This is a genomic window from Pseudomonas sp. USTB-Z, assembly GCF_019691255.1.
GTDB lineage: Bacteria > Pseudomonadota > Gammaproteobacteria > Pseudomonadales > Pseudomonadaceae > Aquipseudomonas > Aquipseudomonas alloputida.
The window spans coordinates 220,797-244,916 of sequence record NZ_JAECZP010000001.1; the positions used below are offsets into that span (position 1 = coordinate 220,797).

General features: G+C 62.6%; 22 protein-coding genes and 1 riboswitch. Of the genes, 14 read left to right on the forward strand and 8 right to left on the reverse strand.

Going from position 1 to position 24,120, the window contains the following annotated elements; genetic code table 11:
• The first annotated feature begins 163 nt into the window (after window positions 1-163).
• The 4 genes from I8746_RS01000 (at window position 164) to I8746_RS01015 (ending at window position 4,820) form a co-directional block, all read left to right on the forward strand.
• On the forward strand, window positions 164-1,156 hold the full coding sequence (locus I8746_RS01000; RefSeq protein ID WP_003249377.1) for a metalloregulator ArsR/SmtB family transcription factor: 993 nt from the start codon (window positions 164-166) through the stop codon (window positions 1,154-1,156).
• An 18-nt stretch (window positions 1,157-1,174) separates the two neighbouring features.
• Window positions 1,175-2,365, forward strand: coding sequence for a methionine adenosyltransferase (gene metK, locus I8746_RS01005; RefSeq protein WP_003249375.1), 1,191 nt, complete (start codon window positions 1,175-1,177; stop codon window positions 2,363-2,365).
• Between the two features lie 229 nt (window positions 2,366-2,594).
• Complete coding sequence (gene ligB / locus I8746_RS01010; protein ID WP_221099836.1) at window positions 2,595-4,295, forward strand: NAD-dependent DNA ligase LigB; 1,701 nt, start codon at window positions 2,595-2,597, stop codon at window positions 4,293-4,295.
• 132 nt (window positions 4,296-4,427) lie between these two features.
• Window positions 4,428-4,820, forward strand: a complete 393-nt coding sequence (locus tag I8746_RS01015; RefSeq protein ID WP_012053898.1) for a DUF1090 domain-containing protein — start codon at window positions 4,428-4,430, stop codon at window positions 4,818-4,820.
• 188 nt (window positions 4,821-5,008) lie between these two features.
• Here the strand turns inward: I8746_RS01015 and I8746_RS01020 are convergent, their stop codons facing one another.
• Window positions 5,009-5,467, reverse strand: a complete 459-nt coding sequence (locus I8746_RS01020; RefSeq protein ID WP_012053899.1) for a cytochrome c — start codon at window positions 5,465-5,467, stop codon at window positions 5,009-5,011.
• 119 nt (window positions 5,468-5,586) lie between these two features.
• On the opposite strand from I8746_RS01020, the gene I8746_RS01025 reads away from it, so the two are divergent.
• On the forward strand, window positions 5,587-6,738 hold the full coding sequence (locus I8746_RS01025; RefSeq protein ID WP_004576621.1) for a murein transglycosylase A: 1,152 nt from the start codon (window positions 5,587-5,589) through the stop codon (window positions 6,736-6,738).
• A gap of 50 nt (window positions 6,739-6,788) precedes the next feature.
• On the opposite strand, the gene I8746_RS01030 is transcribed toward I8746_RS01025, so the two are convergent.
• Both I8746_RS01030 and I8746_RS01035 read right to left on the reverse strand, forming a co-directional pair.
• Complete coding sequence (locus I8746_RS01030; protein WP_003249368.1) at window positions 6,789-7,175, reverse strand: MAPEG family protein; 387 nt, start codon at window positions 7,173-7,175, stop codon at window positions 6,789-6,791.
• Between the two features lie 28 nt (window positions 7,176-7,203).
• The gene (locus I8746_RS01035; protein WP_003249366.1) at window positions 7,204-8,037 is read right to left on the reverse strand and encodes an EamA family transporter; all 834 of its coding nucleotides are present in this window, start codon (window positions 8,035-8,037) and stop codon (window positions 7,204-7,206) included.
• A gap of 282 nt (window positions 8,038-8,319) precedes the next feature.
• Here I8746_RS01035 and I8746_RS01040 point away from each other — a divergent pair, with 282 nt between their 5' ends.
• Window positions 8,320-9,555, forward strand: a complete 1,236-nt coding sequence (locus I8746_RS01040) for a sodium:proton antiporter (RefSeq protein WP_012053901.1) — start codon at window positions 8,320-8,322, stop codon at window positions 9,553-9,555.
• Between the two features lie 112 nt (window positions 9,556-9,667).
• On the opposite strand, the gene I8746_RS01045 is transcribed toward I8746_RS01040, so the two are convergent.
• Complete coding sequence (locus tag I8746_RS01045) at window positions 9,668-10,069, reverse strand: acyl-CoA thioesterase (RefSeq protein WP_003249362.1); 402 nt, start codon at window positions 10,067-10,069, stop codon at window positions 9,668-9,670.
• Between the two features lie 178 nt (window positions 10,070-10,247).
• A riboswitch (S-adenosyl-L-homocysteine riboswitch) is annotated at window positions 10,248-10,344 on the forward strand.
• Between the two features lie 20 nt (window positions 10,345-10,364).
• Here I8746_RS01045 and ahcY point away from each other — a divergent pair.
• The 5 genes from ahcY (at window position 10,365) to I8746_RS01070 (ending at window position 17,016) form a co-directional block, all read left to right on the forward strand.
• Window positions 10,365-11,774 (forward strand): adenosylhomocysteinase, encoded by a 1,410-nt coding sequence (gene ahcY, locus I8746_RS01050; protein ID WP_012053902.1) that lies wholly within the window; start codon window positions 10,365-10,367, stop codon window positions 11,772-11,774.
• Window positions 11,775-11,940: 166 nt separating this feature from the next.
• On the forward strand, window positions 11,941-12,786 hold the full coding sequence (gene metF, locus I8746_RS01055; RefSeq protein WP_003249357.1) for a methylenetetrahydrofolate reductase [NAD(P)H]: 846 nt from the start codon (window positions 11,941-11,943) through the stop codon (window positions 12,784-12,786).
• 93 nt (window positions 12,787-12,879) lie between these two features.
• Window positions 12,880-13,956 (forward strand): hypothetical protein, encoded by a 1,077-nt coding sequence (locus tag I8746_RS01060; protein WP_012053903.1) that lies wholly within the window; start codon window positions 12,880-12,882, stop codon window positions 13,954-13,956.
• Window positions 13,957-14,125: 169 nt separating this feature from the next.
• Window positions 14,126-14,914, forward strand: a complete 789-nt coding sequence (locus tag I8746_RS01065) for an ABC transporter substrate-binding protein (protein ID WP_221099838.1) — start codon at window positions 14,126-14,128, stop codon at window positions 14,912-14,914.
• 218 nt (window positions 14,915-15,132) lie between these two features.
• Window positions 15,133-17,016 carry a DEAD/DEAH box helicase gene (locus I8746_RS01070; protein WP_012053905.1) on the forward strand — a complete coding sequence of 628 codons (1,884 nt, stop codon included), beginning with the start codon at window positions 15,133-15,135 and terminating at the stop codon, window positions 17,014-17,016.
• Between the two features lie 140 nt (window positions 17,017-17,156).
• Here I8746_RS01070 and I8746_RS01075 read toward each other — a convergent pair whose 3' ends face one another.
• The 3 genes from I8746_RS01075 to I8746_RS01085 all read right to left on the reverse strand — a co-directional run bounded on the left by I8746_RS01075 (window position 17,157) and on the right by I8746_RS01085 (window position 20,378).
• On the reverse strand, window positions 17,157-17,735 hold the full coding sequence (locus tag I8746_RS01075) for a YceI family protein (RefSeq protein ID WP_003249350.1): 579 nt from the start codon (window positions 17,733-17,735) through the stop codon (window positions 17,157-17,159).
• Window positions 17,736-17,767: 32 nt separating this feature from the next.
• Window positions 17,768-18,319 carry a cytochrome b gene (locus I8746_RS01080; RefSeq protein ID WP_088513301.1) on the reverse strand — a complete coding sequence of 184 codons (552 nt, stop codon included), beginning with the start codon at window positions 18,317-18,319 and terminating at the stop codon, window positions 17,768-17,770.
• Between the two features lie 199 nt (window positions 18,320-18,518).
• Window positions 18,519-20,378, reverse strand: coding sequence for a flavin monoamine oxidase family protein (locus I8746_RS01085; protein ID WP_014754664.1), 1,860 nt, complete (start codon window positions 20,376-20,378; stop codon window positions 18,519-18,521).
• Between the two features lie 209 nt (window positions 20,379-20,587).
• On the opposite strand from I8746_RS01085, the gene I8746_RS01090 reads away from it, so the two are divergent.
• The 3 genes from I8746_RS01090 (at window position 20,588) to I8746_RS01100 (ending at window position 23,433) form a co-directional block, all read left to right on the forward strand.
• Window positions 20,588-21,079, forward strand: a complete 492-nt coding sequence (locus tag I8746_RS01090; RefSeq protein ID WP_014754666.1) for a hypothetical protein — start codon at window positions 20,588-20,590, stop codon at window positions 21,077-21,079.
• Window positions 21,080-21,158: 79 nt separating this feature from the next.
• Complete coding sequence (locus I8746_RS01095; protein WP_014754667.1) at window positions 21,159-22,565, forward strand: adenosylmethionine--8-amino-7-oxononanoate transaminase; 1,407 nt, start codon at window positions 21,159-21,161, stop codon at window positions 22,563-22,565.
• A gap of 148 nt (window positions 22,566-22,713) precedes the next feature.
• Complete coding sequence (locus I8746_RS01100; protein WP_012053909.1) at window positions 22,714-23,433, forward strand: 16S rRNA (uracil(1498)-N(3))-methyltransferase; 720 nt, start codon at window positions 22,714-22,716, stop codon at window positions 23,431-23,433.
• Here the strand turns inward: I8746_RS01100 and trhA are convergent, their stop codons facing one another.
• A complete protein-coding gene (gene trhA, locus I8746_RS01105; protein WP_003249338.1) occupies window positions 23,434-24,051 on the reverse strand; it encodes a PAQR family membrane homeostasis protein TrhA in 618 nt (205 codons plus the stop codon).
• Window positions 24,052-24,120: the final 69 nt, after the last annotated feature.

Genomic DNA, 24,120 nt, shown 5'->3' on the forward strand with positions numbered 1-24,120 from the left:
GCGCCAAGCGCCAGCTTTAAGCCGCAACTGAAGAAGCAGAGCGCGACTCGGGGCGCCCCAAAGCGTGTCACTTGAGGCTTTCGGCTTGCAGCTCATCGCCAATATCAAAACTTTTTGATATTGGCCTTGCTAGGGCATCGATGCCTGTCTAGACTGCCGCCCCATGAATCTGCGTGCGCAATCGATCCCCGAGCAACGCGAAACATTGGCCGCCCTGTGCAAAGCCAGTGGCGATGCGTTGCGCCTGAACGTATTGCGCGCACTGGCCAACGACTCGTTCGGCGTGCTGGAACTGGCGCAGATCTTCGACATCGGCCAGTCAGGCATGAGCCATCATCTCAAGGTGCTGGCTCAGGCCGACCTCGTGGCAACCCGCCGCGAAGGCAACGCCATCTTCTACCGCCGTGCCCTGCCCGATGGCCTGCGCCTGGGGGGGCGGCTGCACGCGGCGCTGCTCGAAGAAGTCGACGACCTGGCCCTGCCGCCCGATGTGCAGGCGCGCATAGCCCATGTCCAGCAGCGCCGGGCGGCCACCAGCCAGGACTTCTTCCTGCGCGTGGAAGAGAAATTCCGTGCCCAGCAGGACCTGATCGCCGGCCTTCCGCAGTACCGCGACAGCCTGCTGGCGCTGCTCGACAAACTGCATTTCGACCCGGCCGCCAGCGCGCTGGAAGTCGGGCCCGGCGACGGTGGCTTCCTGCCCGACCTGGCCCGGCGCTTCGCCCAGGTCACCGCCCTGGACAACAGCCCTACCATGCTCGAGCTTGCGCGCCAGGTGTGCCAGCGCGAAGGGCTCGACAACGTGAACCTGCAGTTGGCCGACGCACTGGGTGCAACGGATGTGGCCGCCGACTGCGTTGTGCTGAACATGGTGCTGCACCATTTCAGCGACCCGGCCCTGGCCTTGCGCCAGCTGGCCAAACGGGTGAAGGCAGGCGGCAGCCTGCTGGTCACCGAACTGTGCAGCCATGACCAGGGGTGGGCGCGCGAAGCCTGCGGCGACCTCTGGCTGGGCTTCGAACAGGATGACCTGGCGCGCTGGGCCAACGCTGCCGGGCTGGCCCATGCGGACAGCCTGTACGTGGGCTTGCGTAACGGTTTCCAGATCCAGGTCCGCCATTTTCAGCGGACGGCTGGCGACATACACCATCGGTAAATTTCAGGAACCTTCGAGATGAGCGAATACTCCCTTTTCACCTCCGAGTCCGTGTCCGAAGGGCATCCGGACAAGATCGCCGACCAGATTTCGGACGCTGTCCTTGATGCCATCATCGCCCAGGACAAATACGCCCGCGTAGCCTGCGAAACCCTGGTCAAGACCGGTGTCGCCATCATCGCCGGCGAAGTCACCACGTCGGCCTGGGTCGACCTGGAAGACCTGGTGCGCAAAGTCATCATCGACATCGGCTACAACAGCTCCGACGTCGGCTTCGACGGCGCCACCTGCGCCGTGATGAACATCATCGGCAAACAGTCGGTAGACATCGCCCAGGGCGTGGACCGCTCCAAGCCGGAAGACCAAGGCGCCGGTGACCAGGGCCTGATGTTCGGCTATGCCAGCAACGAAACCGAAGTCCTGATGCCTGCACCGATCTGCTTCTCGCACCGTCTGGTAGAACGCCAGGCCGAGGCACGCAAGTCCGGCCTGCTGCCATGGCTGCGCCCGGATGCCAAGTCGCAGGTCACCTGCCGCTACGAGAACGGCAAAGTGGTCGGTATCGACGCCGTGGTGCTGTCGACCCAGCACAACCCGGAGGTTTCGCAGAAAGACCTGCAAGAAGCCGTGATGGAGCTGATCGTCAAGCACACCCTGCCTGCCGAACTGCTGCACAAGGGCACCCAGTACCACATCAACCCGACCGGCAACTTCATCATCGGTGGCCCGGTGGGTGACTGTGGCCTGACCGGCCGCAAGATCATCGTCGACTCCTACGGCGGCATGGCCCGCCACGGTGGTGGTGCGTTCTCCGGCAAGGATCCGTCCAAGGTCGACCGCTCCGCCGCCTACGCCGGCCGCTACGTGGCCAAGAACATCGTCGCCGCCGGCCTGGCAGAGCGTTGCGAGATCCAGGTGTCGTACGCCATTGGCGTAGCCCAGCCGACGTCCATCTCGATCAACACCTTCGGTACCGGCAAGGTCTCCGACGACAAGATCATCCAGCTGGTGCGCGAATGCTTCGACCTGCGTCCGTACGCCATCACCACCATGCTCGACCTGCTGCACCCGATGTATCAGGAAACCGCTGCCTACGGCCACTTCGGCCGCACCCCGCAGCAGAAGACTGTCGGCGACGACACCTTCACCACCTTCACCTGGGAGCGCACCGACCGCGCCCAGTCGCTGCGTGACGCTGCCGGCCTGTAAATTTTCCTGCAGCGCTGGACGAAAGCCCCTGCCGAGCGATCGGCAGGGGCTTTTTTGTGCCTGTCACGGCATTTTCATCGCCTGTGAGATCGAGCGCCGCGCTGGTTTTTTGCGCAACCTCGGGATGGGAGACGAGCACCCGCGAAATATCACCTGACAACTGCACGCACCGTCCGCCCCGCTACCTGCCTACGCTAAGCGCTTCCCCGCCATGCAAGGATGCCAGGCCATGCCGTACCTGTTGTTGTTCGCCCTGCTATTTGCACTGAACGCCCCATTGGCCAGGGCTGCCTCATGCCCACAGTGGAGCCCGCAACAGGCCAAGGCCGAAGTTGCGCAACTCCGCGCCACGCTTGCCCGATGGGACGAGCACTACCATCGCCAGGGCATAGCCCTGGTGGCCGACGAACTGTACGACCAGAGCCGCGAGCGCCTGAACCACCTGCAGCAGTGCTTCGCGGTTGGCACCAGCCCCTCCCCCCTGGCCAGCGCTCGCGGCCCGGTCCTCCACCCCGTGCCGCATACCGGCGTCGACAAGCTGGCAGACCGCCAGGCCGTGGCGCGATGGATGGCCGGCAAGAGCGGCGTGTGGGTTCAGCCCAAGGTCGACGGCGTAGCCGTTTCCCTCACCTACCAACAGGGCCGATTGGTGCAGCTGACCAGCCGGGGGGACGGTGTACACGGCCATGACTGGAGCCTACACATCCCACAGCTCGGCGCTGTCACCCGGCAGTTGCCCGAGGCGGTCGACCTGCACTTGCAAGGTGAGCTGTATCTGCGCCTGGACGACCATGTGCAAGCCAAGGCAGGCAGCGCCAACGCCCGGGGTACCGTGGCCGGGCTGCTCGCACGCAAGCAACTGACTGGCGCACAAGGCAACGCTATCGGCCTGTTCGTGTGGGGCTGGCCGCACGGCCCCGAGCAACAGGCCGAACGCCTCGCCCAGCTGGCACGGCTGGGGTTTCCGGACAGCCAGCTTTACAGCATCGCCATCGACACGCTGGAGGATGCAGCACACTGGCGCGAGCACTGGTATCGCTCTGCTCTGCCCTTCGCCACCGACGGTGTAATCCTGCGCCAGAGCAGTCGGCCACCTGCCGAGCGCTGGCAGGCCAAGGCGCCCTACTGGATCGCGGCCTGGAAGTATCCCTATGCACAAGCCTTGGCCGAAGTACGCGACGTGCGCTTTCGGGTTGGCCGCACCGGCAGGGTCACGCCCGTGTTGCACTTGCTGCCGGTCACCCTGGACGACCGACGGATTACCCAGGTAAGCCTGGGTTCGCTGGCGCGCTGGCACACCCTCGACATCCGCCCCGGCGACCAGGTGGCCATCAGCCTGGCCGGGCTGACCATTCCACGCCTGGAGCAAGTGGTGCATCGCACGGTCGAACGCCAGGCGGTCGCCGCGCCTGCGCCCGACCGCTATCATGCCCACAGCTGCTGGCAAGCCAGCGAGGGCTGTGATGAGCAATTCATTGCCCGCCTCACCTGGCTTGGCGGTAAACAGGGCCTGGCCTTGCCCCGCACCGGGCCCGGCACATGGCGTCGGCTGGTCGAAGCGGGCTTGGTAACGTCCATGACCGATTGGCTGCAGCTCGATGCCGAGCGCCTGCAGCAGGCCCCCGGCATCAGCAGACTCACCGCGGCACACCTGCTGGGCAGTTTCGACGAAGCCCGCTCACGCCCCTTCGATCAATGGCTGCGCGCCCTTGGCGTGCCCATTGGCAAGCATTTGCCACTAACTGGCGACTGGCAGGCGCTGGCTTCACGCAGCGCCGGGCAATGGCAAACTGTGCCCGGCATCGGCGCAAAACGCTCGCGCCAACTTGTGGAATTTTTCGCGGCCTCTGAGGTGCAAGCCATCGCCGCACAGTTGGCCGAAACCGGCATAGAAGGTTTCCGGCCCCCACCCCAGCGCATTGAGCAATGATTTTTTACCAAATAGTGCGTAGGAAAAACCTGAGACTCGAGCAGAAAACCTCACCAAGGGTTTCTAAATGGGCAAAACCAAGGCAGGATTTCCCCCAACTTTTGCTGCCCCGCCCCGTTCAGGAGGCTTTTCATGAAACGTATTTCGACTCTTTTCCTGCTCGCAACACTGGGCCTGGCTGCGGGTACTGCTCAGGCTGCCCAGCCGGACGCCGGGCTGACCGGTTGCGCCGCCAAGCGCAGCGCCATCGAAAACCAGCTGAAAATTGCCCGTGACCACGGCAACAGCGGCCAGGTTGCAGGGCTGGAAGAAGCTCTGCGCGGTGTGGACAACTGCACCGACGCCAGCCTGCGCAAGGAACGTGAGCAGAAGGTGCTCGATGCACGTCACGAAGTGGCGCAGCGGGAAAAGGACTTGAAGAAGGCCGAGAAGAAAGGCGACGCCGAGAAGATCAACAAGCGCAAGGACAAACTGGCCGATTCGCGTAAAGAGCTGCAGGAAGCGGTCGACGATCTCGACCGTTAAGGCATCTGGCCAGCAAGCCTGGTCTTTGTGGGAGCGGCCTTGTGTCGCGATAGGGCCGCGCGGCGGCTCCAGCTATGCATGCATTTTTGCTGAAATACTGGGGCCGCTGAGCGGCCCTATCGCGACACAAGGCCGCTCCCACAGGAATTTGTACAAGCCCCGAAGGTTTGCGCGAACAGCACAGCCATTCAATGATTACGAAATTCGTTATGACAGGCCTTGCACGCAGACTCGACCTTGTCCATCGGCGCCTTCAGTTGCGCAGCATCCAGTGGCTGATTGCGGGTGACATCGACCAGTTCGCCGGTGACGCCCTCAAGCTGCCGGGCCAGGTCATGGAACCGCGCCTGGCGCTCCCACACTTCGGCGCGGGCGGCGCTGTCACCACCATCGCGCACCTGTGGAAAATGCTGCCACGGCTGATGCGACAGGCTGTCCAGCTTCAGCGCACCGTCGGCAAACTTCACCCCGTCGAACGGCAACCGGCCACGCAGCATGCCACCCAGGTCTTCGCTGGTCTTGAGCATGTCCTTGAAGATCACCTTGCGTTTACCCAGCGGCGAGTTCGGGTCAACCCGGTCACACCCCGTCAAAGCCCCTACCAGGGCAAGTGCAGCCAGCAGAACAACGGTCAATCGCTTCAACATCACGCTCACTTCGGCCTACGCAAATGGGCGGCCAGTATCGCTGCCACTGGGCCAAACACCAATAGCCACATAAAAGACAGGGGCGAACCTTCATGTTCGCTCATGACAGGAATGCACACATGAAATCTGCCCTGCGCCACCTGGCCTGGACACTGCCGGTGCTGGCTTTGCTGGCCGGCTGCAACGGCGGCGAGAGCGCCAAGCCCGAGCCCCACGCTGTCGCCACCTATGCCCCGGCCACTTGGAAAGACTTGCCGGCCGTCAGCGATGAAGACCTGCTGGCCGGCTTTTATGCATGGCGCAACGGCTGCGAAAAACTCAAGCGCGACCCGGTGTGGGCCGCCACCTGCGAAGCGGCCGGCAGCGCCACAGCCAGCGCCGCCCAAGTGCGAACCTTCCTTGAACAGAACCTGCAGGTGTACGGCCTGCGCTCTGCAGAAAACAATGCCAACGGCCTGATTACCGGCTACTACGAGCCGGTCTACCCTGGCAGCCTGAGCCAATCGGCAACCAACCATGTGGCGGTCTACGGCATCCCTGATGACATGATCGTGGTCGACCTGGCCAGCGTGTACCCCGAACTGAAGGGCAAACGCCTGCGCGGCCGTCTGGAGGGTCGGGTGCTCAAGCCCTATGACACGGCCGAGGTCATCAACCGTAACGGCGTCCAGGCACCGGTGCTGGCCTGGCTGACCGACCCGATGGACCTGCAGTTCCTGCAGATCCAGGGTTCTGGCCGGGTGCAACTGGAAGACGGTCGTCAACTGCGCCTGGGCTACGCCGACCAGAACGGCCACCCCTATCGGCCGATCGGCCGCTGGCTGGTGGAGCAGGGTCAGCTGAAAAAAGAAGACGTGAGCATGGGCGCCATTCACGCCTGGGCCCAGGCCAACCCGCAGCGCGTACCAGAGCTGCTGGCCAGCAACCCCAGCTATGTATTCTTCAGCACCCGCCCGGACAGCAACGAAGGCCCGCGAGGCTCGCTGAACGTACCGCTTACCGCCGGCTACAGCGTGGCCATCGACCGCAAGGTGATTCCCCTGGGCAGCTTGTTGTGGCTGTCTACCACACGCCCGGACGGCTCGCCGGTGGTACGACCGGTTGGCGCGCAAGACACCGGCGGGGCGATTACCGGCGAAGTGCGCGCTGACCTATTCTGGGGCACAGGGCCAGAAGCCGGCGAACTGGCCGGGAACATGAAGCAGCAAGGGCAGATCTGGATGCTGTGGCCCAAGGGCCAGCCACTGCCTGAGGTGCCCAAGGTACCTTGACCGTTGCTGCCTTCTTCGCGGGAGCTGCCCGCGAAGAAGGCCACTCGGTTTCAGATGGAAACCACGAAGAACGACACGATAAGTGCCAAGCCGGCAAGCCACACCAGCGACCGCAAGGCAGCCCAGTCGGCCAGGTAGCAGATGATGTAAAGCAAGCGGCTGGTGATATACATCACCCCCAGTACATCCTGGGTCACCTGCTCGGCATTGCCGACGATATCCGCCACAAGCACCGCCGCAGCAAATGCCGGAAACGCTTCGTAGCCATTCTGCTGCGCAGCATGGGCACGCCGTGGCAGGCCCGACAAGGTATCGAGGAAGGCTCGCGGATCGTGATTGTCCTTGAGGCCGAAGCGGCCACTGCTCGCCTTGGCGATCAAGGCACAAAGCGGGTTCAACAGCAGGGCAATCAGGATGCACCACAGGGCAACAGTCATGGACAGGACTCCTTGTTCAGTCTTCAGGTCAAAGCTTCATTACCAGCATGCCGGCCAATACCAGCCCGCAAGCTAGGAGTCTCGGCCCGCCAAAAGGTTCTTTGAGGTAGCGCATACCCAGCAGCACCACCAGGATCACGCTCAATTCCCGCAGTGCCGCCGCTTCGGCCACAGACCCCAGGTGCATGGCCCACAGCACCAGGGCATAGCTGAACAATACGCAGAACCCTACCGCCAACCCAAGGCGCCATTGGGTTCGCCAGAACAGTACGAATGGCGCCCGCCGCGCTACGCTCGCCAACAACGGGAATTGCCAGGCGCTGAGCAGGGTCAGCCAGACCAGGTAATCCCACGGTTTGCCCCACAGGCGCACGGCCTGGCCGTCGAACCAGGTGTAGCAACCAATGCACAGGCCAATCAAGGCAACCACCGGCAGCATCGACCATGGTAGCCGGTCACCGCCGCCGCCCTGCCACAACAGACAGGCCATGCCACAGGGGATCAACAGGATACCGATGATCTGCTGCTGGCTCAGCGATTCCCCGGCAAAGGCCAGGGTCAGCCCCAGCACCACCAACGGTGACAGCCCGCGCATCAGAGGATAGACCAGCCCCAGGTCGCCCACGCGGTAGGCCTGGATCAGCAAATAACGGTACAACTGCTCAGCCAGTGCCGAAGCAACCAACCAAGGCCAGATTTCAGCAGGCGGAACATCCACGAAGGGCACCGCCAGCACCGCGAAGGCCAGCGCCACCGTGTCCATGCTGGCGATGACCAGCAAGCGCTCGCCGCTGAATTTGATCAGGGTATTCCAGGTTGCATGCAGCAGGGCGGCAACCAGCACCAGAGATGTTGCCAACACGCCTTCTTGTCCTTATGGCTTTTCATGGCTGTGAATATATAGCGTTCAGGGGGGCTTTGTGGGAGCGGGCATGCCCGCGAAGAATGCAACTCGGTGTATGGCACCGGCTTTGCCGGTGTTCGCGGGCACGCCCGCTCCCACAGGGTAACCAGTGCAGACTGTCACGGGAACGATTTGGACTAATTCGGTCAAACCCTGTGCCCCGAACCCCGTGCCAGGTCATCAAAGAACTGCCCGAGTCACTCGGGTAACGACTTGGAAGCCACTGTTACAGGATTCGGGATGCTTGAATTAGTTGCCGCGTTTATCTGCCTCACCACACTTCTGACCTATGTGAACTACCGTTTCATCGGCCTGCCCCCCGCCATCGGCGTGATGGTCACGGCGCTGCTGTTTTCCCTGATGTTGCAGGGCCTGAGCCTTATCGGCTTCCCTGGCCTGGAAGAACGCGTCGAAGGGCTGATGAACCAGATCGACTTCAACGACCTGCTCATGCACTGGATGTTGGCGTTCCTGCTGTTTGCCGGCGCCCTGCACGTCAACCTCAGCGACCTGCGCAGCTATCGCTGGCCGATCGGCCTGCTGGCCACCTTGGGCGTGCTGATCGCCACCGTGGTCATCGGCTACCTGGCGCATTGGGTGTTTGCCCTGTTCGGCTGGCAGGTCCCCCTGATCTACTGCCTGCTGTTCGGTGCACTGATCTCACCAACCGACCCGATTGCCGTGCTTGGCGCGCTGCGTACTGCCAATGCGCCCAAACCGCTTAAAACCACCATCGTCGGCGAGTCACTGTTCAACGACGGCACGGCAGTCGTGGTATTCACCGTGTTGCTGGGCATCATCCAGCTGGGTGAAACACCGAGCATGACCGACACGGCGATCCTGTTCGCCCGCGAGGCCATTGGCGGCGTGGTGTTCGGTGGCCTGATCGGCTACGCCACCTACCGGATGATCAAGAGTGTCGAGCAGTACCAGGTGGAAGTCATGCTGACCCTGGCGTTGGTAATCGGTGGTTCGGCGATGTGCTACGAACTGCATGTGTCGGCACCGATCGCCATGGTGGTGGCAGGCCTGATCATCGGCAACCTGGGGCGCAACCTGGCGATGAATGACATGACCCGCCGTTACATGGACGGTTTCTGGGAGCTGATCGACGACATGCTCAATGCGCTGCTGTTCGCATTGATCGGCCTGGAGCTGTTGCTGCTGCCGTTCAACTGGATGCACCTGGCGGCCGGCGGCGTGCTGGCGCTGGCAGTGCTGCTGTCGCGCCTGCTGACGGTGGCCCCGGCGATCGTGCTGCTGCGGCGCTGGCGCCCGGTGCCCAAAGGCACGGTGCGGGTGCTGACCTGGGGTGGCCTGCGCGGTGGTGTGTCGGTGGCACTTGCACTGTCGCTACCGCTGGGCGAGGAACGGGACCTGCTGCTGTCGATCACCTACATCGTGGTGTTGTCGTCGATTCTGGTGCAGGGGTTGAGCATTGGGCGGGTGGTGCGCAAGGTCAGCGCCCAGCCTTGAGAATGCCGGGGCCGCTTTGCGGCCCATTCGCGGGTAAACCCGCTCCTACAGGTTCGCGTACCCCTGTAGGAGCGGGTTCACCCGCGAAGAGGCCGGCACAGGCAACCAGAATCTATTCGACTGCCGAATCCGGGAACTGGTCCTGCACATACTTGATCTCGGTGCGCCCATGGGCTGCCGGCAAGCCATCCTCACCCAGGTTGACGAACACCATCTTGTCGACAGTCAGAATGCTCTTGCGGGTGATCTTGTTACGCACTTCGCACTTGAGGGTGATCGAGGTGCGGCCGAACGCGGTAGCGGTGATGCCCAGCTCGATGATGTCACCCTGACGCGAAGCACTGACGAAGTTGATTTCCGACATGTACTTGGTCACCACACGCTGGTTGCCCAGCTGGACGATGGCGTAGATCGCCGCCTCTTCATCGATCCAGCGCAACAGGCTGCCACCGAACAGGGTGCCATTGGGGTTGAGGTCTTCGGGTTTAACCCACTTGCGGGTGTGAAAGTTCATCTGTACTCCTGACCTGCTTGGCTAACGTGTAGCAATGATGGCAGAGCGGCTGCCTTCGCTCCATTGAACATCGACTATCGTCGCGATTAATCGACGGAAAACCTTGGGCAAGCCGGCGGGGGCAGCTATAATCTGCGCCGTTTTACATGGTTGCCCACAGCGGTGCCATGCCCGCCACCTGTCCGAGGGGCGCTGCAGCAGGCTAGGCCTGTCAGGCTCGGATGGGGCGTTGCTCGCTCCCGCGAGCGCTTAACGCACAACGGCGCCCATTCGCACATTACGAATGGAGGCTCTCATGAGCGCTGCAAACATGCCTGCTGGTTTTACCGATTACAAAGTCGCCGACATCTCCCTGGCCGCCTGGGGCCGTCGCGAAACCATCATTGCCGAATCGGAAATGCCTGCGCTGATGGGCCTGCGTCGCAAGTACCTGGCCGAGCAACCGCTCAAGGGTGCGAAGATCCTGGGCTGCATCCACATGACCATCCAGACCGCCGTGCTGATCGAAACCCTGGTTGCCCTGGGTGCCGAAGTGCGCTGGTCGTCCTGCAACATCTTCTCGACTCAAGACCAGGCCGCCGCCTCGATCGCCGCCGCCGGTATCCCGGTATTTGCTTGGAAAGGTGAAACCGAAGAAGAGTACGAGTGGTGCCTGGAGCAGACCATCCTGAAAGATGGCCAGCCATGGGACGCCAACATGATCCTCGACGACGGTGGTGACCTGACCGAACTGCTGCACAAGAAGTACCCGCAGGTACTGGACCGTGTGCACGGCGTGACCGAAGAGACCACCACCGGCGTACACCGCCTGCTGGACATGCTGGCCAAGGGCGAGCTGAAAGTCCCGGCGATCAACGTCAACGACTCGGTCACCAAGAGCAAGAACGACAACAAGTACGGCTGCCGTCACAGCCTGAACGATGCCATCAAGCGTGGTACCGACCACCTGCTGTCGGGCAAGCAGGCCCTGGTGATCGGCTACGGTGACGTGGGCAAGGGCTCGGCCCAGTCCCTGCGTCAGGAAGGCATGATCGTCAAGGTCTCCGAAGTTGATCCAATCTGCGCCATGCAGGCCTGCATGGACGGCTTCGAGCTGGTCTCGCCGTTCATCGACGGTATCAACGACGGCACCGAAGCCAGCATCGACAAGGCTCTGCTGGGCAAGATCGACCTGATCGTGACCACCACCGGTAACGTCAACGTCTGCGACGCCAACATGCTCAAGGCCCTGAAAAAGCGTGCCGTAGTCTGCAACATCGGCCACTTCGACAACGAGATCGACACCGCCTTCATGCGCAAGAACTGGGCCTGGGAAGAGGTCAAGCCGCAGGTTCACAAGGTCCACCGTACCGGCGCTGGCAGCTTCGACCCGCAGAACGACGACTACCTGATCCTGCTGGCCGAAGGCCGCCTAGTCAACCTGGGCAACGCCACTGGCCACCCAAGCCGCATCATGGACGGCTCGTTCGCCAACCAGGTTCTGGCACAGATCTTCCTGTTCGAGCAGAAGTTCGCTGACCTGCCGGCCGAAAAGAAAGCCGAGCGCCTGACCGTTGAAGTGCTGCCGAAGAAACTCGACGAAGAAGTGGCCCTGGAAATGGTCCGCGGCTTCGGCGGCGTGGTCACCCAGCTGACCAAACAGCAAGCCGACTACATCGGCGTGACCGTCGAAGGCCCGTTCAAGCCGCACGCCTACCGCTACTAAGCGGCAAGCTTGAAGCTGCAAGTGGCAAGCAAAGGCATACCGTGCCGTTGCCACTTGCAGCTCCAGAAACACAGATCTTGAACGACGCCCAAGCCAGACCGGCCATCACCGATCTGGCTTTTACTTGCAGCTTGCCGTTAGACGCTTGTTGCCAGAGGAACGCCTGATGTCACAAGAACGCCGCTACAGTTTCGAGTTCTTCCCAACCAAGACCGACGCCGGTCACGAAAAGCTGATGGGCGTCGCCCGCCAGCTGGCCACCTATAACCCGGACTTCTTCTCCTGCACCTACGGTGCCGGTGGCTCGACCCGCGACCGCACGCTCAATACCGTGCTGCAGCTGGAAAGCGAAGTGAAGATACCTGCCGCGCCGCACCTGTCGTGCGTGGGCGACACCAAGGCCGAGTTGCGCGCCCTGCTGGCCGAGTACAAGGCCGCCGGCATCAAACGCATTGTCGCTTTGCGTGGTGACCTGCCGTCGGGCATGGGCATGGCCAGTGGTGAACTGCGCTATGCCAGTGACCTGGTCGAGTTCATCCGCCAGGAAACCGCTGATCACTTCCACCTGGAAGTGGCTGCCTACCCGGAAATGCACCCGCAGGCGCGCAACTTCGAGGCGGATCTGGCCAACTTTGTGCACAAGGTCAAGGCCGGTGCCGACAGCGCCATCACCCAGTACTTCTTCAACGCCGACAGCTACTTCTACTTCGTCGAGCGTGCACAGAAGCTGGGCGTGGACATTCCGGTGGTACCGGGCATCATGCCGATCACCAACTACAGCAAGCTGGCCCGCTTCTCCGATGCCTGTGGCGCCGAGATCCCGCGCTGGATCCGCAAGCAGCTGGAAGCCTATGCCGACGACACCGCCAGCATCCAGGCCTTTGGCGAAGAAGTGATTACCCGCATGTGCGAACAGCTGTTGCAAGGCGGCGCGCCGGGCCTGCACTTCTATACCTTGAACCAGGCTGAACCGAGCCTGGCGATCTGGAACAACCTGAAGCTGCCGCGCTGAAATCTTTTGGCAAAGTCTGCTTAAGAAATGATTAAGGCTTTGGTCATAGACTAAAGCCTTATTCATTTTCGGGTTAAACAGGTCTTGCCTGCCATGCAGCACACCCAACCTTCGCGCCCACAGCTTGTATACCTGGCTTTTGGCCCGGCAACCTACCATCAGGAAGCCTGCTTCAGCATCGTCAGCGCCCTCGCCCAGTTGGGCAGCGCAGCCGGCGAGGCCATGGACATCCAGGTTTACACCGACAATGCGCAGCCCTACGCCAAGCTGCCCGTCACCGTCCACCTGCTGGACGAGGCCACGCGCCAGGCATGGAATGCCCCGCACGGTTATCACTTTCGCAGCAAGCATGTGCTGTTGCGCCAGGTACTGCAGCAACACCCGCTGGCAGTGCTGATCGACACAGACACCTTCTTCCGCACTTCGCCGTTGCACCTGTTCGCCCGTGTAGCGCCCAACCGCCTGCTGTGCAACGCTATCGGCACACGCTACGGCGCTAACCAGAAGTGCCTGTTGTACAAGAACCTGCTGACCCTTCTCGAGTCCCGGGGACTGGCCGACTGCCAGATGCCGCTCATCAATTCCGGCGTTATCGGCCTCACTGCCGAGGACTGCGGCACCCTGGACCGCTCCATCGCCATGATGGACGAATTCTACCCCTTGGCTCGCGAGGCCTATACCCTTGAGGAGTTCTGCCTGGCAGTAGCGGCCTACCGCAACCTGGAGCTGGCCGAGTGTACCGATGTCATCCATCACTACTGGAGCCGGAAGGCGCAGTTCCGCGCCAAGATCCAGGCCTGGCTGCGCAAGCACGACCACGACCCACTCAGCCCCTCGGCCCTGGCCGACGTTGCGCGGGTCAACGACCAACTGCCGCGGCCACCCACCCTCCACCGTTTGGGTTACAAGGCGCTGAGCCTGACCCTGCCCAGCCACGAGCGCCAGTTCGCCCGCGAATTGCTCTATGGCTGCTACCCCTACCCCAATGAGTTTGACCGCGCCTGCGCGTCCGCCTGGTGGGACAAGGCCCTGGAAAACCTCAATGACCGCTACGGCTACATGGAGCCCGAGCGGCTGCGTCAGTGCCTGCGCCATCCGGGGCTACGGCTATCGCTGGGCGAGCGGCGCAAGGATATCGAGGCGCATCTGCTGCGAACCACTCACGCCTGATGTGCCCGCAAAATTCATTGTCTTGCGCGGCTTTGTGGGAGCGGGCGCGCCCGCGAAGAGAGCAACCCGATCGTTGGCACCGGCTTCGCCGGTGTTCGCGGGCACGCCCGCTCCTACATCGATCGTGCATGCCTTTACCGTACACCGGCCGAGCGCGTAATCTCCGGCCATGCCACATATCGCCCGTCTGTTCTGGATCCTCCTGCTCGTTTGCCTGAGCCCGTTGGCTCTGGGCGAACGCTTGCGCCTGGTAACCGACGACTGGGCACCTTATGTGTTTCAGCACAACGGCCAACCGCGCGGCATCGACTACGAAGTCGCCAGCCAGGTCTTCGCACGCCTCGGCGTCGAGGTGGAGTGGCAATTCCTGCCTTGGAAGCGCTGCTTGGCGATGGCTGAGCAGGGCCTGGCCGATGGCATTCTCGACATCTTCCAGACGGACGCGCGCCAACCCTACATGGTGTATGGCTCCGAACCTATGTCGGAGGTCGAATTCGTCCTGTTCCAAAGCCGCTCGCGCCGCCATGCCGTCACCCACCTGGACGACCTCGCCGGCCTCACCGTCGGCACATCGCCCGGCTACGCCTACGGTCAAGCGTTCACCGAGGCCCCGCACTTCAAGCGCGAAGCCGCACCCACCCACGAAGCCAACTTCGGCAAGCTGGTGCTGGGCCGTATCGACCTGGCGATCACCGACCGCAGGGTCGGGCATTACCTGCTCCGCCAGCTCGGCCTGCAACAGCAAGTCGAAGAACTGCCGCTGGTAGTCAGCCGCCAGGCGCAGTATTTGGGCCTGGTGCGCAAGCCTGGGCGCGAGGCACTGGCCGTGGCCTTTGCCGAAGAGCTGCAGCGGTTCAAGCAGGAACCGGCCTATGCAGCGATCAGCAACCGCTATACAAGCGACACTGGAAACATTCTCAACGCCGTTGAGCAGCAGGAAAGCAGCACAGCGCGATAGCTCTGTTATACTCGGGCCTTCCCGCCCGGCTCACGCCCGGACGCTCGGCCTCGCAACAGGCATCCCGATCGGCACCGACGCCCCTTCGCGTCCAGCCTCCGTTTCCCGGATGTGCAGTGAAAGCCCAGCTGGACCGGACGCGATCGCATTTCACCGATGCCCGTCGCGCCAGGCAGAACATCCCAACGGGCCCAGCCCACACGAGAACAGGATCGCCCATGTCCTTTGCTTCCCTCGGTCTCTCCGAGGCTCTTGTCCGCGCTATCGAGGCTGCGGGCTACACCCAGCCGACCCCCGTGCAACAGCGGGCCATTCCCGCCGTGTTGCAAGGCCGCGACCTGATGGTTGCCGCACAGACAGGTACGGGTAAAACCGGCGGCTTCGCCCTGCCGATTCTCGAGCGCCTGTTCCCGGCCGGCCATCCCGACAAATCGCAGCGCCATGGCCCGCGCCAGCCTCGCGTCCTGGTCCTGACACCGACCCGCGAACTGGCAGCCCAGGTGCATGACAGTTTCAAAGTCTATGCCCGTGACCTGCCACTGGTCAGCGCCTGCATCTTCGGCGGCGTTGGCATGAACCCGCAGATCCAGGCCATTGCCAAAGGCGTTGATGTGCTGGTCGCCTGCCCAGGCCGCCTGCTCGACCTGGCCGGCCAAGGCAAGGTCGACCTGGCCCACGTGGAAATCCTGGTACTTGATGAAGCCGATCGCATGCTCGACATGGGCTTCATCCACGACGTCAAGAAGGTGCTCGCCCGCCTGCCGGCCAAGCGGCAGAACCTGCTTTTCTCGGCCACCTTCTCCAAGGACATCACCGACCTCGCCGACAAGCTCCTGCACAACCCGGAGCGTATCGAGGTCACCCCGCCGAACACCACCGTCGAGCGTATCGAGCAGCGGGTGTACCGGCTGCCTGCCAGCCACAAGCGTGCCCTGCTGGCGCACCTGATCACCTTGGGCGCCTGGGAACAGGTGTTGGTGTTCACCCGAACCAAGCACGGTGCCAACCGCCTGGCCGAGTATCTGGAAAAGCAAGGCCTGACCGCCGCCGCGATCCACGGCAACAAGAGCCAGAACGCCCGCACCAAGGCTTTGGCCGACTTCAAGGCCAACAGCGTGCGCGTACTGGTCGCCACCGACATCGCTGCCCGCGGCCTGGACATCGACCAGTTGCCCCACGTTGTCAACTTCGAGCTGCCGAATGTCGAGGAAGACTACGTCCACCGCATTGGCCGTACCGGCCGTGCCGGTCGTTCGGGCGAAGCTATTTCCCTGGTCGCACCAGATGAAGAAAAGCTGCTCAAGAGCATCGAGCGGGTGACCAAGCAGCGCATCGCGGATGGCGACCTGATGGGCTTCGACGCCAGCCAGGTCGAAGCCGAGAAGCCTGAAACACGCGAGCGCCCGCAAAACAACGGCCGCGGTGGCCGCAACCAGCAAGCCCGCGGCGAAGGTGCCAAAGACAGCAACGGCGGCCGCAAGGACAAAGGCAAGGACAAAGGCAAAGCCAGGCAGCAAGCTGCGGCCAAGCCGGACGACAAGGAAAAGAGCGGCGACAAGCAGCAGCAGCCGCGCAAGCCGCGTGACAAGAAGCCACGCCCACAGCAGGCCAGCAATAACGGCGTGCCGAAACCGCCAGCAGACCGCGACCCGGAAGAGTTCCTGGACGACGAGGTCGATAACTTCGGTAACCGCGCCGACTATGTCAGTCCGTACCAGGGCAAGAACCAGGGCCGCAACCGTCGCCCAGGTGGTGCTGGCCAAGGTCAGGGGCAAGGCAATGGTCAACGCAGCAACGCTGGCGGCCAAGGCCAAGCCCGCAATGGCGGCCAGCCACGCAGTGGTGGCGGAGAAAAACGCCCGCCCCGCGCCAACAACGGTGGCGGTGCCCGTCGTGATGGCGGCGGTGGCCGTGGTCGCCCTGCGCGTGACGATGCTGCCCGGCAAGAGCCGGCCGTGCGCAACCCGCGTCAGCCGGAAAAACAGCCAGTGATCATTCGCAAGGAGTCCAAACTGGACCGCTTCCCGACGCCTGAGCAACTGGATGACCTGCCAAGCCGCCCACGCGGTGAGCGCCCGGCGCTGCTGACCCGCAAGGGCTGATAGAAGTACCGAGGGGGCTGCTTGGCAGCCCTATCACGACACAAGGCCGCTCCTGCAGAGATCAAGAAATTCTCTGCGGGAGCGGCCTTGTGTCGTGATAGGGCCGCAAAGCGGCCCCCTCGGTCTTCAGCCAGCAGAAATTACTTCTGCTTCACACCTTCAACACTGATATCCAGGTCCAGGGTCTGCGAAGTAGCGCCTGGGCCTTTGATGCCGAAGTCGTTCAGGTTCAGCGTTGTGGTGGCGTTGAAGCCTGCGCGCTCACCACCCCATGGGTCCTTGCCTTCACCGTTGAAGGTAGCTTTGAACGTCACCGGTTTGGTGACACCGTGCATGGTCAGGTCGCCAGTCACGTCAGCAGTCTTGTCGCCAGTCGACTTGACGCTGGTGGAAACGAATTTGGCGTCCGGGTACTTCTTCACGTCGAGGAAGTCGGCGCTGGCGATGTGCTTGTCACGCTCGGCGTGATTCGACCACAGGCTGGCAGTTTTCAAGTCGACGCTAATCTTGCTGGCTTCAGGCTTGGCACTGTCCCAGCTGAAGTTGCCGTCGAAATCCTTGAAAGTACCGTGGATGAAGCTGTAGCCCAGGTGGCTGATTTTCCAGTCAACGAACGCGTGCTGGCCTTCCTTGTCGATCTTGTACTCGGCAGCCATGGCCTGGCCAGCAGAGAGCAGAGCGGTACCGAGCGCCAGAGCGGCAAAAGTCTTTTTCAACATCCTGTTCCTTCCTGTGTAATTGAGGTTGAGAGTCAAGCTTTGCGGCCCAGCATGCGAGTCAGGGTCGCGTCACGGTCGATGAAATGATGCTTGAGCGCGGCAAGGGCATGCAGCACGGCAAAAATCACCAGCCCCCAAGCCAGCCACAAATGAACCACACCCGCCACATCTGCCTGGTCAGGCAGGTCGCTGATCAGTGCCGGCACTTCGAACAGGTCGAACACCGGAATGCCGACGCCGTCGGCGGTGGAAATCAGGTAACCGGCAACCATCACCGCAAACAGCCCAAGGTACAGGGCCAGGTGGCCCAGCTTGGCCGCCAGGCGTGTGATTGCGCCGTGGTTGGTGGGTGCCGGTGGTGGCGGGCTGATGAAACGCCAGACTACCCGCAGCAGCATCACCGCCAGCAGCACCAGGCCGATGCTCTTGTGCAGGTCCGGGCCAGCTTTGCGCCAAGGGCTGTAGTAGTCGAGGCCGACCATCCACAGGCCCAGGCCGAACAGGCCGAAAACTGCCAGCGCCACGCCCCAGTGCAGGATGATGCTGACCACGCCGTAGCGAGAAGGTGAATTGCGCAGTTGCATGTTGCGTGTTTCCCCGTGAAAGCTATGCACAGACTAACGCGTAACGTATCGAAGAAAAGCGGAAAAAATTGCTTTGGATTATCGAGGAATCCGATATTTATTCTGTTAGCTGACCATTAAGAAAACATTAACGATAGTCGGAGAGTTGGGGTTGCAGTGCCGGCCCTCAGGCTGCGAACAGGCCGACACTGTCGATCGATCAGCCCGCCTTGGCCTGGGTATTGGTTACAGCCTTCTTCGCAGGCTCCGACTTGGCTGTCGCCTTCTTCGTCTCGGCAGGCTTGTGGGCTGGCTTGTGCGCGGGCGCATGCTTGGCGGGAGCGGCTTTGGTTGCCGCAGGCTTGGCAGCCGTTTCCTTGGCCACAGGCGCAGGTGCTGCAGGAGCCGGAGCCGCCTGTGGAGCGGGCGCAGGTGCAGGCGCCACTTCCTCAGCCTTGGCTATTGGCTCAGCCTTCACCTCTGGCGTTTCCGCCCCGCCAAACAGGCGCTTGAAGAAGCCTGGCTTGTCCTGCTTGGCCTCTTCGGCCTGCTTAGGCTCAGCTTTGGCCGGCGCCTTGTCAGCTTTGTCGCCCTTGTCGGACGAACCGCCGAACATATTGGAGAAGAATCCGCCCTTGCTCTCCTTGGCGGCCACCGCACCTGCCGCCGCCGCAACCGGCAGCGCCTTGGCCGGGTCGAACGACTTGCCGGCCAACAGGTCCTGTGCCTGGCTGGCCGCACGCTGGCCACTGCGCAGGGCGCCTTCCAGAGTGCCCGGATACAGGGCATCCGTGTGCTCACCGGCAAAGGTCATGCGCTGCACCGGACGTTCCCACAGGCGCCAGTATTTGCTGATCTGCCCCGGGCCGTAGGCCAGGTAGGCACCACCCGTGCCAGCGTCCGCGCTGTATCGCTTGACCTCGTAACCGGTGAAAGCACCACGGGCCTGTGGGTAGAACGCATGCAGACGGATCAGCACCTGGTCGACCATCTGCTTTTCACCAAAGGCCTGCAGCAGGCGAGCGTTATCGCCGGACAGGTTGATCACCACATTGGCACCACCCTTGAGCGCCGGCTCGACCCACAGCATGCCGAGGCCGGCGTTACTGAAGATTTCGCCCGACATGCGTGCGCGGCTTTCCCATACGGGTTTCTTGAACTTGAGCATGATCTGGTCGCGCCAACCATAATTGGTGCCCTTGAGCGCCGCCAGGTGTTGGCTGTCCAGGCCAGGGGTCATCTGAATCTTGGCCAGCGCGCGCAGGGGCACAGCCATGACCAGATAATCCGCCTTGTAGCCGACGCTGCCGACTTTTACCGTGACACCATCCTTGTCCTGGACAATGGCGGTAACCGGCGAGCTGGTCTTGATGGTTTTCAACTGCTTGACGAAAGCCTGGGCCAGCACCGGGCTGCCACCGGGCAGGCGCGCGGCGCGCAGGTCGCGGTCGCTGACGCCGCGGTACACGCGGTTCTGCTGGGCGAAGTACAGCAGCGACAGGCGCGACGGTTCATCGTAGCGGGTGCGGATCTGCTGATTGATCAACTGACGGGCGGTGGCCGGCAGTTGCAGTTTGTCCAGCCAGGTGGAGACGTTGATCTGGTCAAGGGCGAACAGCGTGCTGGTTGCCTGCGGGTTCAGCGGGTCATCGATCGAACGGGCCAGGTCATCAAGGGTTTTCTCGTAACGCTTGAGCGCCTCGGCAGTGGCCGGTTGCTTGGTGGCCAGATCGCTGGCGCTGAAGTATTCGCCGTCAATCAAGTAACCCGGGGTACGCACGAACTCGGGCGCCGGCAGTGTTTCAAGCTTGAAACGGTCGAGGTACTGGTTGAGCACCGGCTGTGCCTTGGCGTTGCCGATCCACTCGCTGGTGGCCAGGCCCGAACGCCCGCCCATGCCCGCCTTGGCCTCCAGCAGGGTCACCTGCCAGCCTTTGTTCTGCAGCTCGTAGGCTGCCGTCAGGCCTGCCAGGCCACCCCCCACGACAATCGCCGTGGGCGTCTTGTCTTTTGCCAGCGCAGCGCCGCTGGACACACCAATCAATACCAACGCGCACAGGCGCACCCAAGCAGCAGCCATGTCGGCGAACTCCGAGTCAGAGGTTACAGAAACGGGGAGAGGCAGGAATGCCCCGGGAAGATGCGTTAAGAATACGTCAGGTCCGGTCACCCTGCCAGCGCAGTGACATCAAGTCCTTTTGGCAACTGACATTTTTGCCAGTAGCCATGTCACAGGGTGGTAGACGAAGCTGGCGAAGATGGCCAAAAGCCCGCCAGGGGGGGCTGCGCATGATCTTCGAGGAGCGTTTCAACCAAGTGGAGCGGCAGCTTCTGTTACACAAGCAGACACTTCGCACAGCCTCAGGCCTGAGCTTCCACGCCAGCAGCACGTCCTGGATCGGCTTTCACGAAGCCTTCAAGGGCGAGGACGGTACCGAGCTGGTCATTGGTGAACACAGCGAAATTTCGATTGCGTTCGCTCAAGAGGTCGAGTCCCTGCGGCTGGAATACTACGTAGTCAGCGACTTTCTGAGCGAAGACCTGCACATGTTGTTCGATGCCGAGAACATCGACTATGACCTGGTTGCGCCATCCCCTCGCATTTTTTACTGGCTCACCCTCGAAGGTAGCGGCTTCCGGGACGCTCGCCCGGGCCCGATCGCTACACACCCCTACTACCAGGTGATTGACGGCCCCTTTCGGCGCCTGACCATCTCCACCTCGCACGCCGGCACCGTGCATATCCGCAAGCTGGAATGGACCGGCACCCACCGCCATTGAACGGCAGCGGTTGTCCTGCCCTGCGGCATTGCTTAGGCTTACGCGGTCGAACCACGCCGCAAAGCCAGGAGAAGTGCCCATGGGCCTCAATGATCAGTGGATGCAACGCGACCTCAAGGTCCTGTGGCACCCCTGTACCCAGATGAAAGACCACGAGCAGCTGCCGCTGATCCCGATCAAGCGCGGCGAAGGCGTGTGGCTGGAAGACTTCGAGGGCAAACGCTATCTGGATGCGGTGAGCAGTTGGTGGGTCAACGTCTTCGGCCATGCCAACCCGCGCATCAACCAGCGCATCAAGGACCAGGTCGACCAGCTCGAGCACGTGATCCTGGCCGGTTTCAGTCATCAGCCAGTGATCGAGCTGTCCGAGCGCCTGATCGCCATGACCCCGGCCGGTCTCGACCGGGTATTCTATGCCGACAATGGCTCGTCGTGCATCGAGGTGGCGCTGAAGATGAGCTTCCACTACTGGCAGAACATCGGCAAACCGGACAAGAAGCGCTTCGTCACCCTGACCAACAGCTACCATGGCGAAACCATTGCCGCCATGTCGGTGGGTGATGTGCCGCTGTTCACCGAAACCTACAAGGCGCTGCTGCTCGACACCCTCAAGGTGCCAAGCCCTGACTGCTACCTGCGCCCCGAGGGCATGAGCTGGGAAGAGCACTCGCGCAACATGTTCCAGGCCATGGAGCAGACCCTGGCCGAACACCACACCTCGATCAGCGCCGTGATCGTCGAGCCGCTGATACAGGGTGCCGGTGGCATGCGCATGTACCACCCGGTGTACCTCAAGTTGTTGCGCGAGGCCTGCGACCGCTACGACGTGCATCTGATCCATGACGAGATCGCCGTGGGCTTCGGCCGCACCGGCACGATGTTCGCCTGCGAGCAAGCCGGCATCCGCCCGGATTTCCTGTGCCTGTCCAAGGCCCTGACCGGCGGCTACCTGCCGCTGGCCGCCTGCCTGACCACCGACAAGGTGTACCAGGCGTTCTACGACGACTACCCGACACTGCGCGCGTTCCTGCACTCGCACAGCTACACCGGCAACCCGCTGGCGTGCGCTGCAGCGCTGGCGACCCTGGATATCTTCGAGCAGGACAACGTGATCGAGGCCAACAAGGCCCTGGCCACGCGCATGGCCACAGCCACTGCACATTTGGCCGATCATGCTCATGTTGCCGAAATACGCCAGACTGGCATGGCCCTGGCCATCGAAATGGTTCAAGACAAGGCAGGCAAGGTTGCCTACCCCTGGCAGGAGCGCCGTGGCCTGAAGGTGTTCGAGCACGCCCTGACCCGCGGCGCCCTGCTGCGACCGCTGGGCAGCGTGGTGTATTTCCTGCCGCCGTACGTGATCACCCCGGAGCAGATCGACTTCCTTGCCGAAGTGGCCAGCGAAGGCATTGATATCGCCACCCGCGATAGCATCAGTGTCGCAGTGCCGGCCAACTTCCACCCCGACTTCCGCGACCCGGGCTAGGCCCGGCAATTCGCCACACCACTTTTCCTGTGGGAGCGGGCGAGCCCGCGAACAAGGGCGAAGCCCTTGCCAGGCACCGCGGCGCCTGATTCGCGGGCACGCCCGCTCCCACAGGGGATCTGCGTCTCTCTATTTACCGAGCAAACCCATGAGACTGTCCCGCTTCTTCATCGACGCCCCCCTGAGCCTTGGCGAGCACGACCTGCCCGAGGCCCAGGCCCATTACATTGGCCGCGTGCTGCGCATGGCACCCGGCGACGCCGTGCAGCTGTTCGATGGCAGCGGCCAGGAATACCGTGGTCAGTTGCTCGAGGTGGGCAAGAAAACTGTCCGCGTCAGCCTTGACCAGGCCTTTGCCGGCCAGGCCGATTCACCGCTGCATGTGCACCTGGGCCAGGGCCTCTCCCGTGGCGAGCGCATGGACTGGGCGATCCAGAAGGCCACCGAACTTGGCGCCAACGAAATCACCCCGATCGTCAGCGAACGCTGCGAAGTGCGCCTGAAAGACGAACGCGCCGACAAGCGCCTGGCCCACTGGCGCCAAGTGGCGATCAGCGCCTGTGAACAATGCGGGCGTTCTACCTTGCCAGTCATTCACCCACCCGTGCCTCTGGCCGAATGGTTGAGCAGCACCAAGGCTGACCTGAAACTGGTCCTGCACCCGGTGGCCGAGCCGCTCACCAGCCATGAAAAGCCCGCAACACTGGCCTTCGTGATCGGCCCCGAAGGCGGCCTTAGCGAGGCCGAAGTCGAGCAGGCCAAAGCCGCCGGCTTCCACGCAGCACGCCTTGGCCCGCGCGTGCTGCGCACCGAGACCGCGCCGGTGGTGGCGCTGTCGGTGGCACAGCAGTTGTGGGGCGATTTTTAACTAGCGCACGTAGAACGACACCGCCACGAAGTGCATCAGGCTGCCAGCGATCACGAACAGGTGCCAGATGCCATGCCAGTGGCGGAAGCGGCTGTCGAAGGCGAAGAAGATGATGCCGACGGTGTAGAACACGCCGCCGGCAGCCAGCCAGGCGAAGCCGGCAGTGCCCAGCGAGTTCAGCAGCGGCTTGACTGCCACCAGCACGATCCAGCCCATCACCGCGTAGATGATGATCGAGAGGATCCGCGCCTCGGAGCGCGGCTTGATCTCTTGCAACATGCCGATGATCGCCAGCCCCCAGACCACGCCGAACAGGCTCCATCCCCAAGGGCCGCGCAGGCTGACCAGGCAAAACGGCGTGTAGCTGCCGGCAATCAGCAGATAGATCGACAGGTGGTCGAGCTTGCGCATGATCACTTTCGCCCGCCCACGGGTGCTGTGGTACAGGGTGGAGATGCTGTACAGCAACAGCAGCGTGCCGCCGTAGATGGAGAAGCTGACGATCTTCCACGGGTCGCCTTGCAGGCCCGCGACCACGATCAGCCAGATGGCACCAATAGCAGCGAGGACGGCACCGACCAGGTGGGTCCAGGCGTTGAAGCGTTCACCGTAATACATGCAAACACAGACCTCCTGAGGTGGGCAGGGTTCCTGTTGTGATGCTGATGGCTTCGTTCTTTGTGGGAG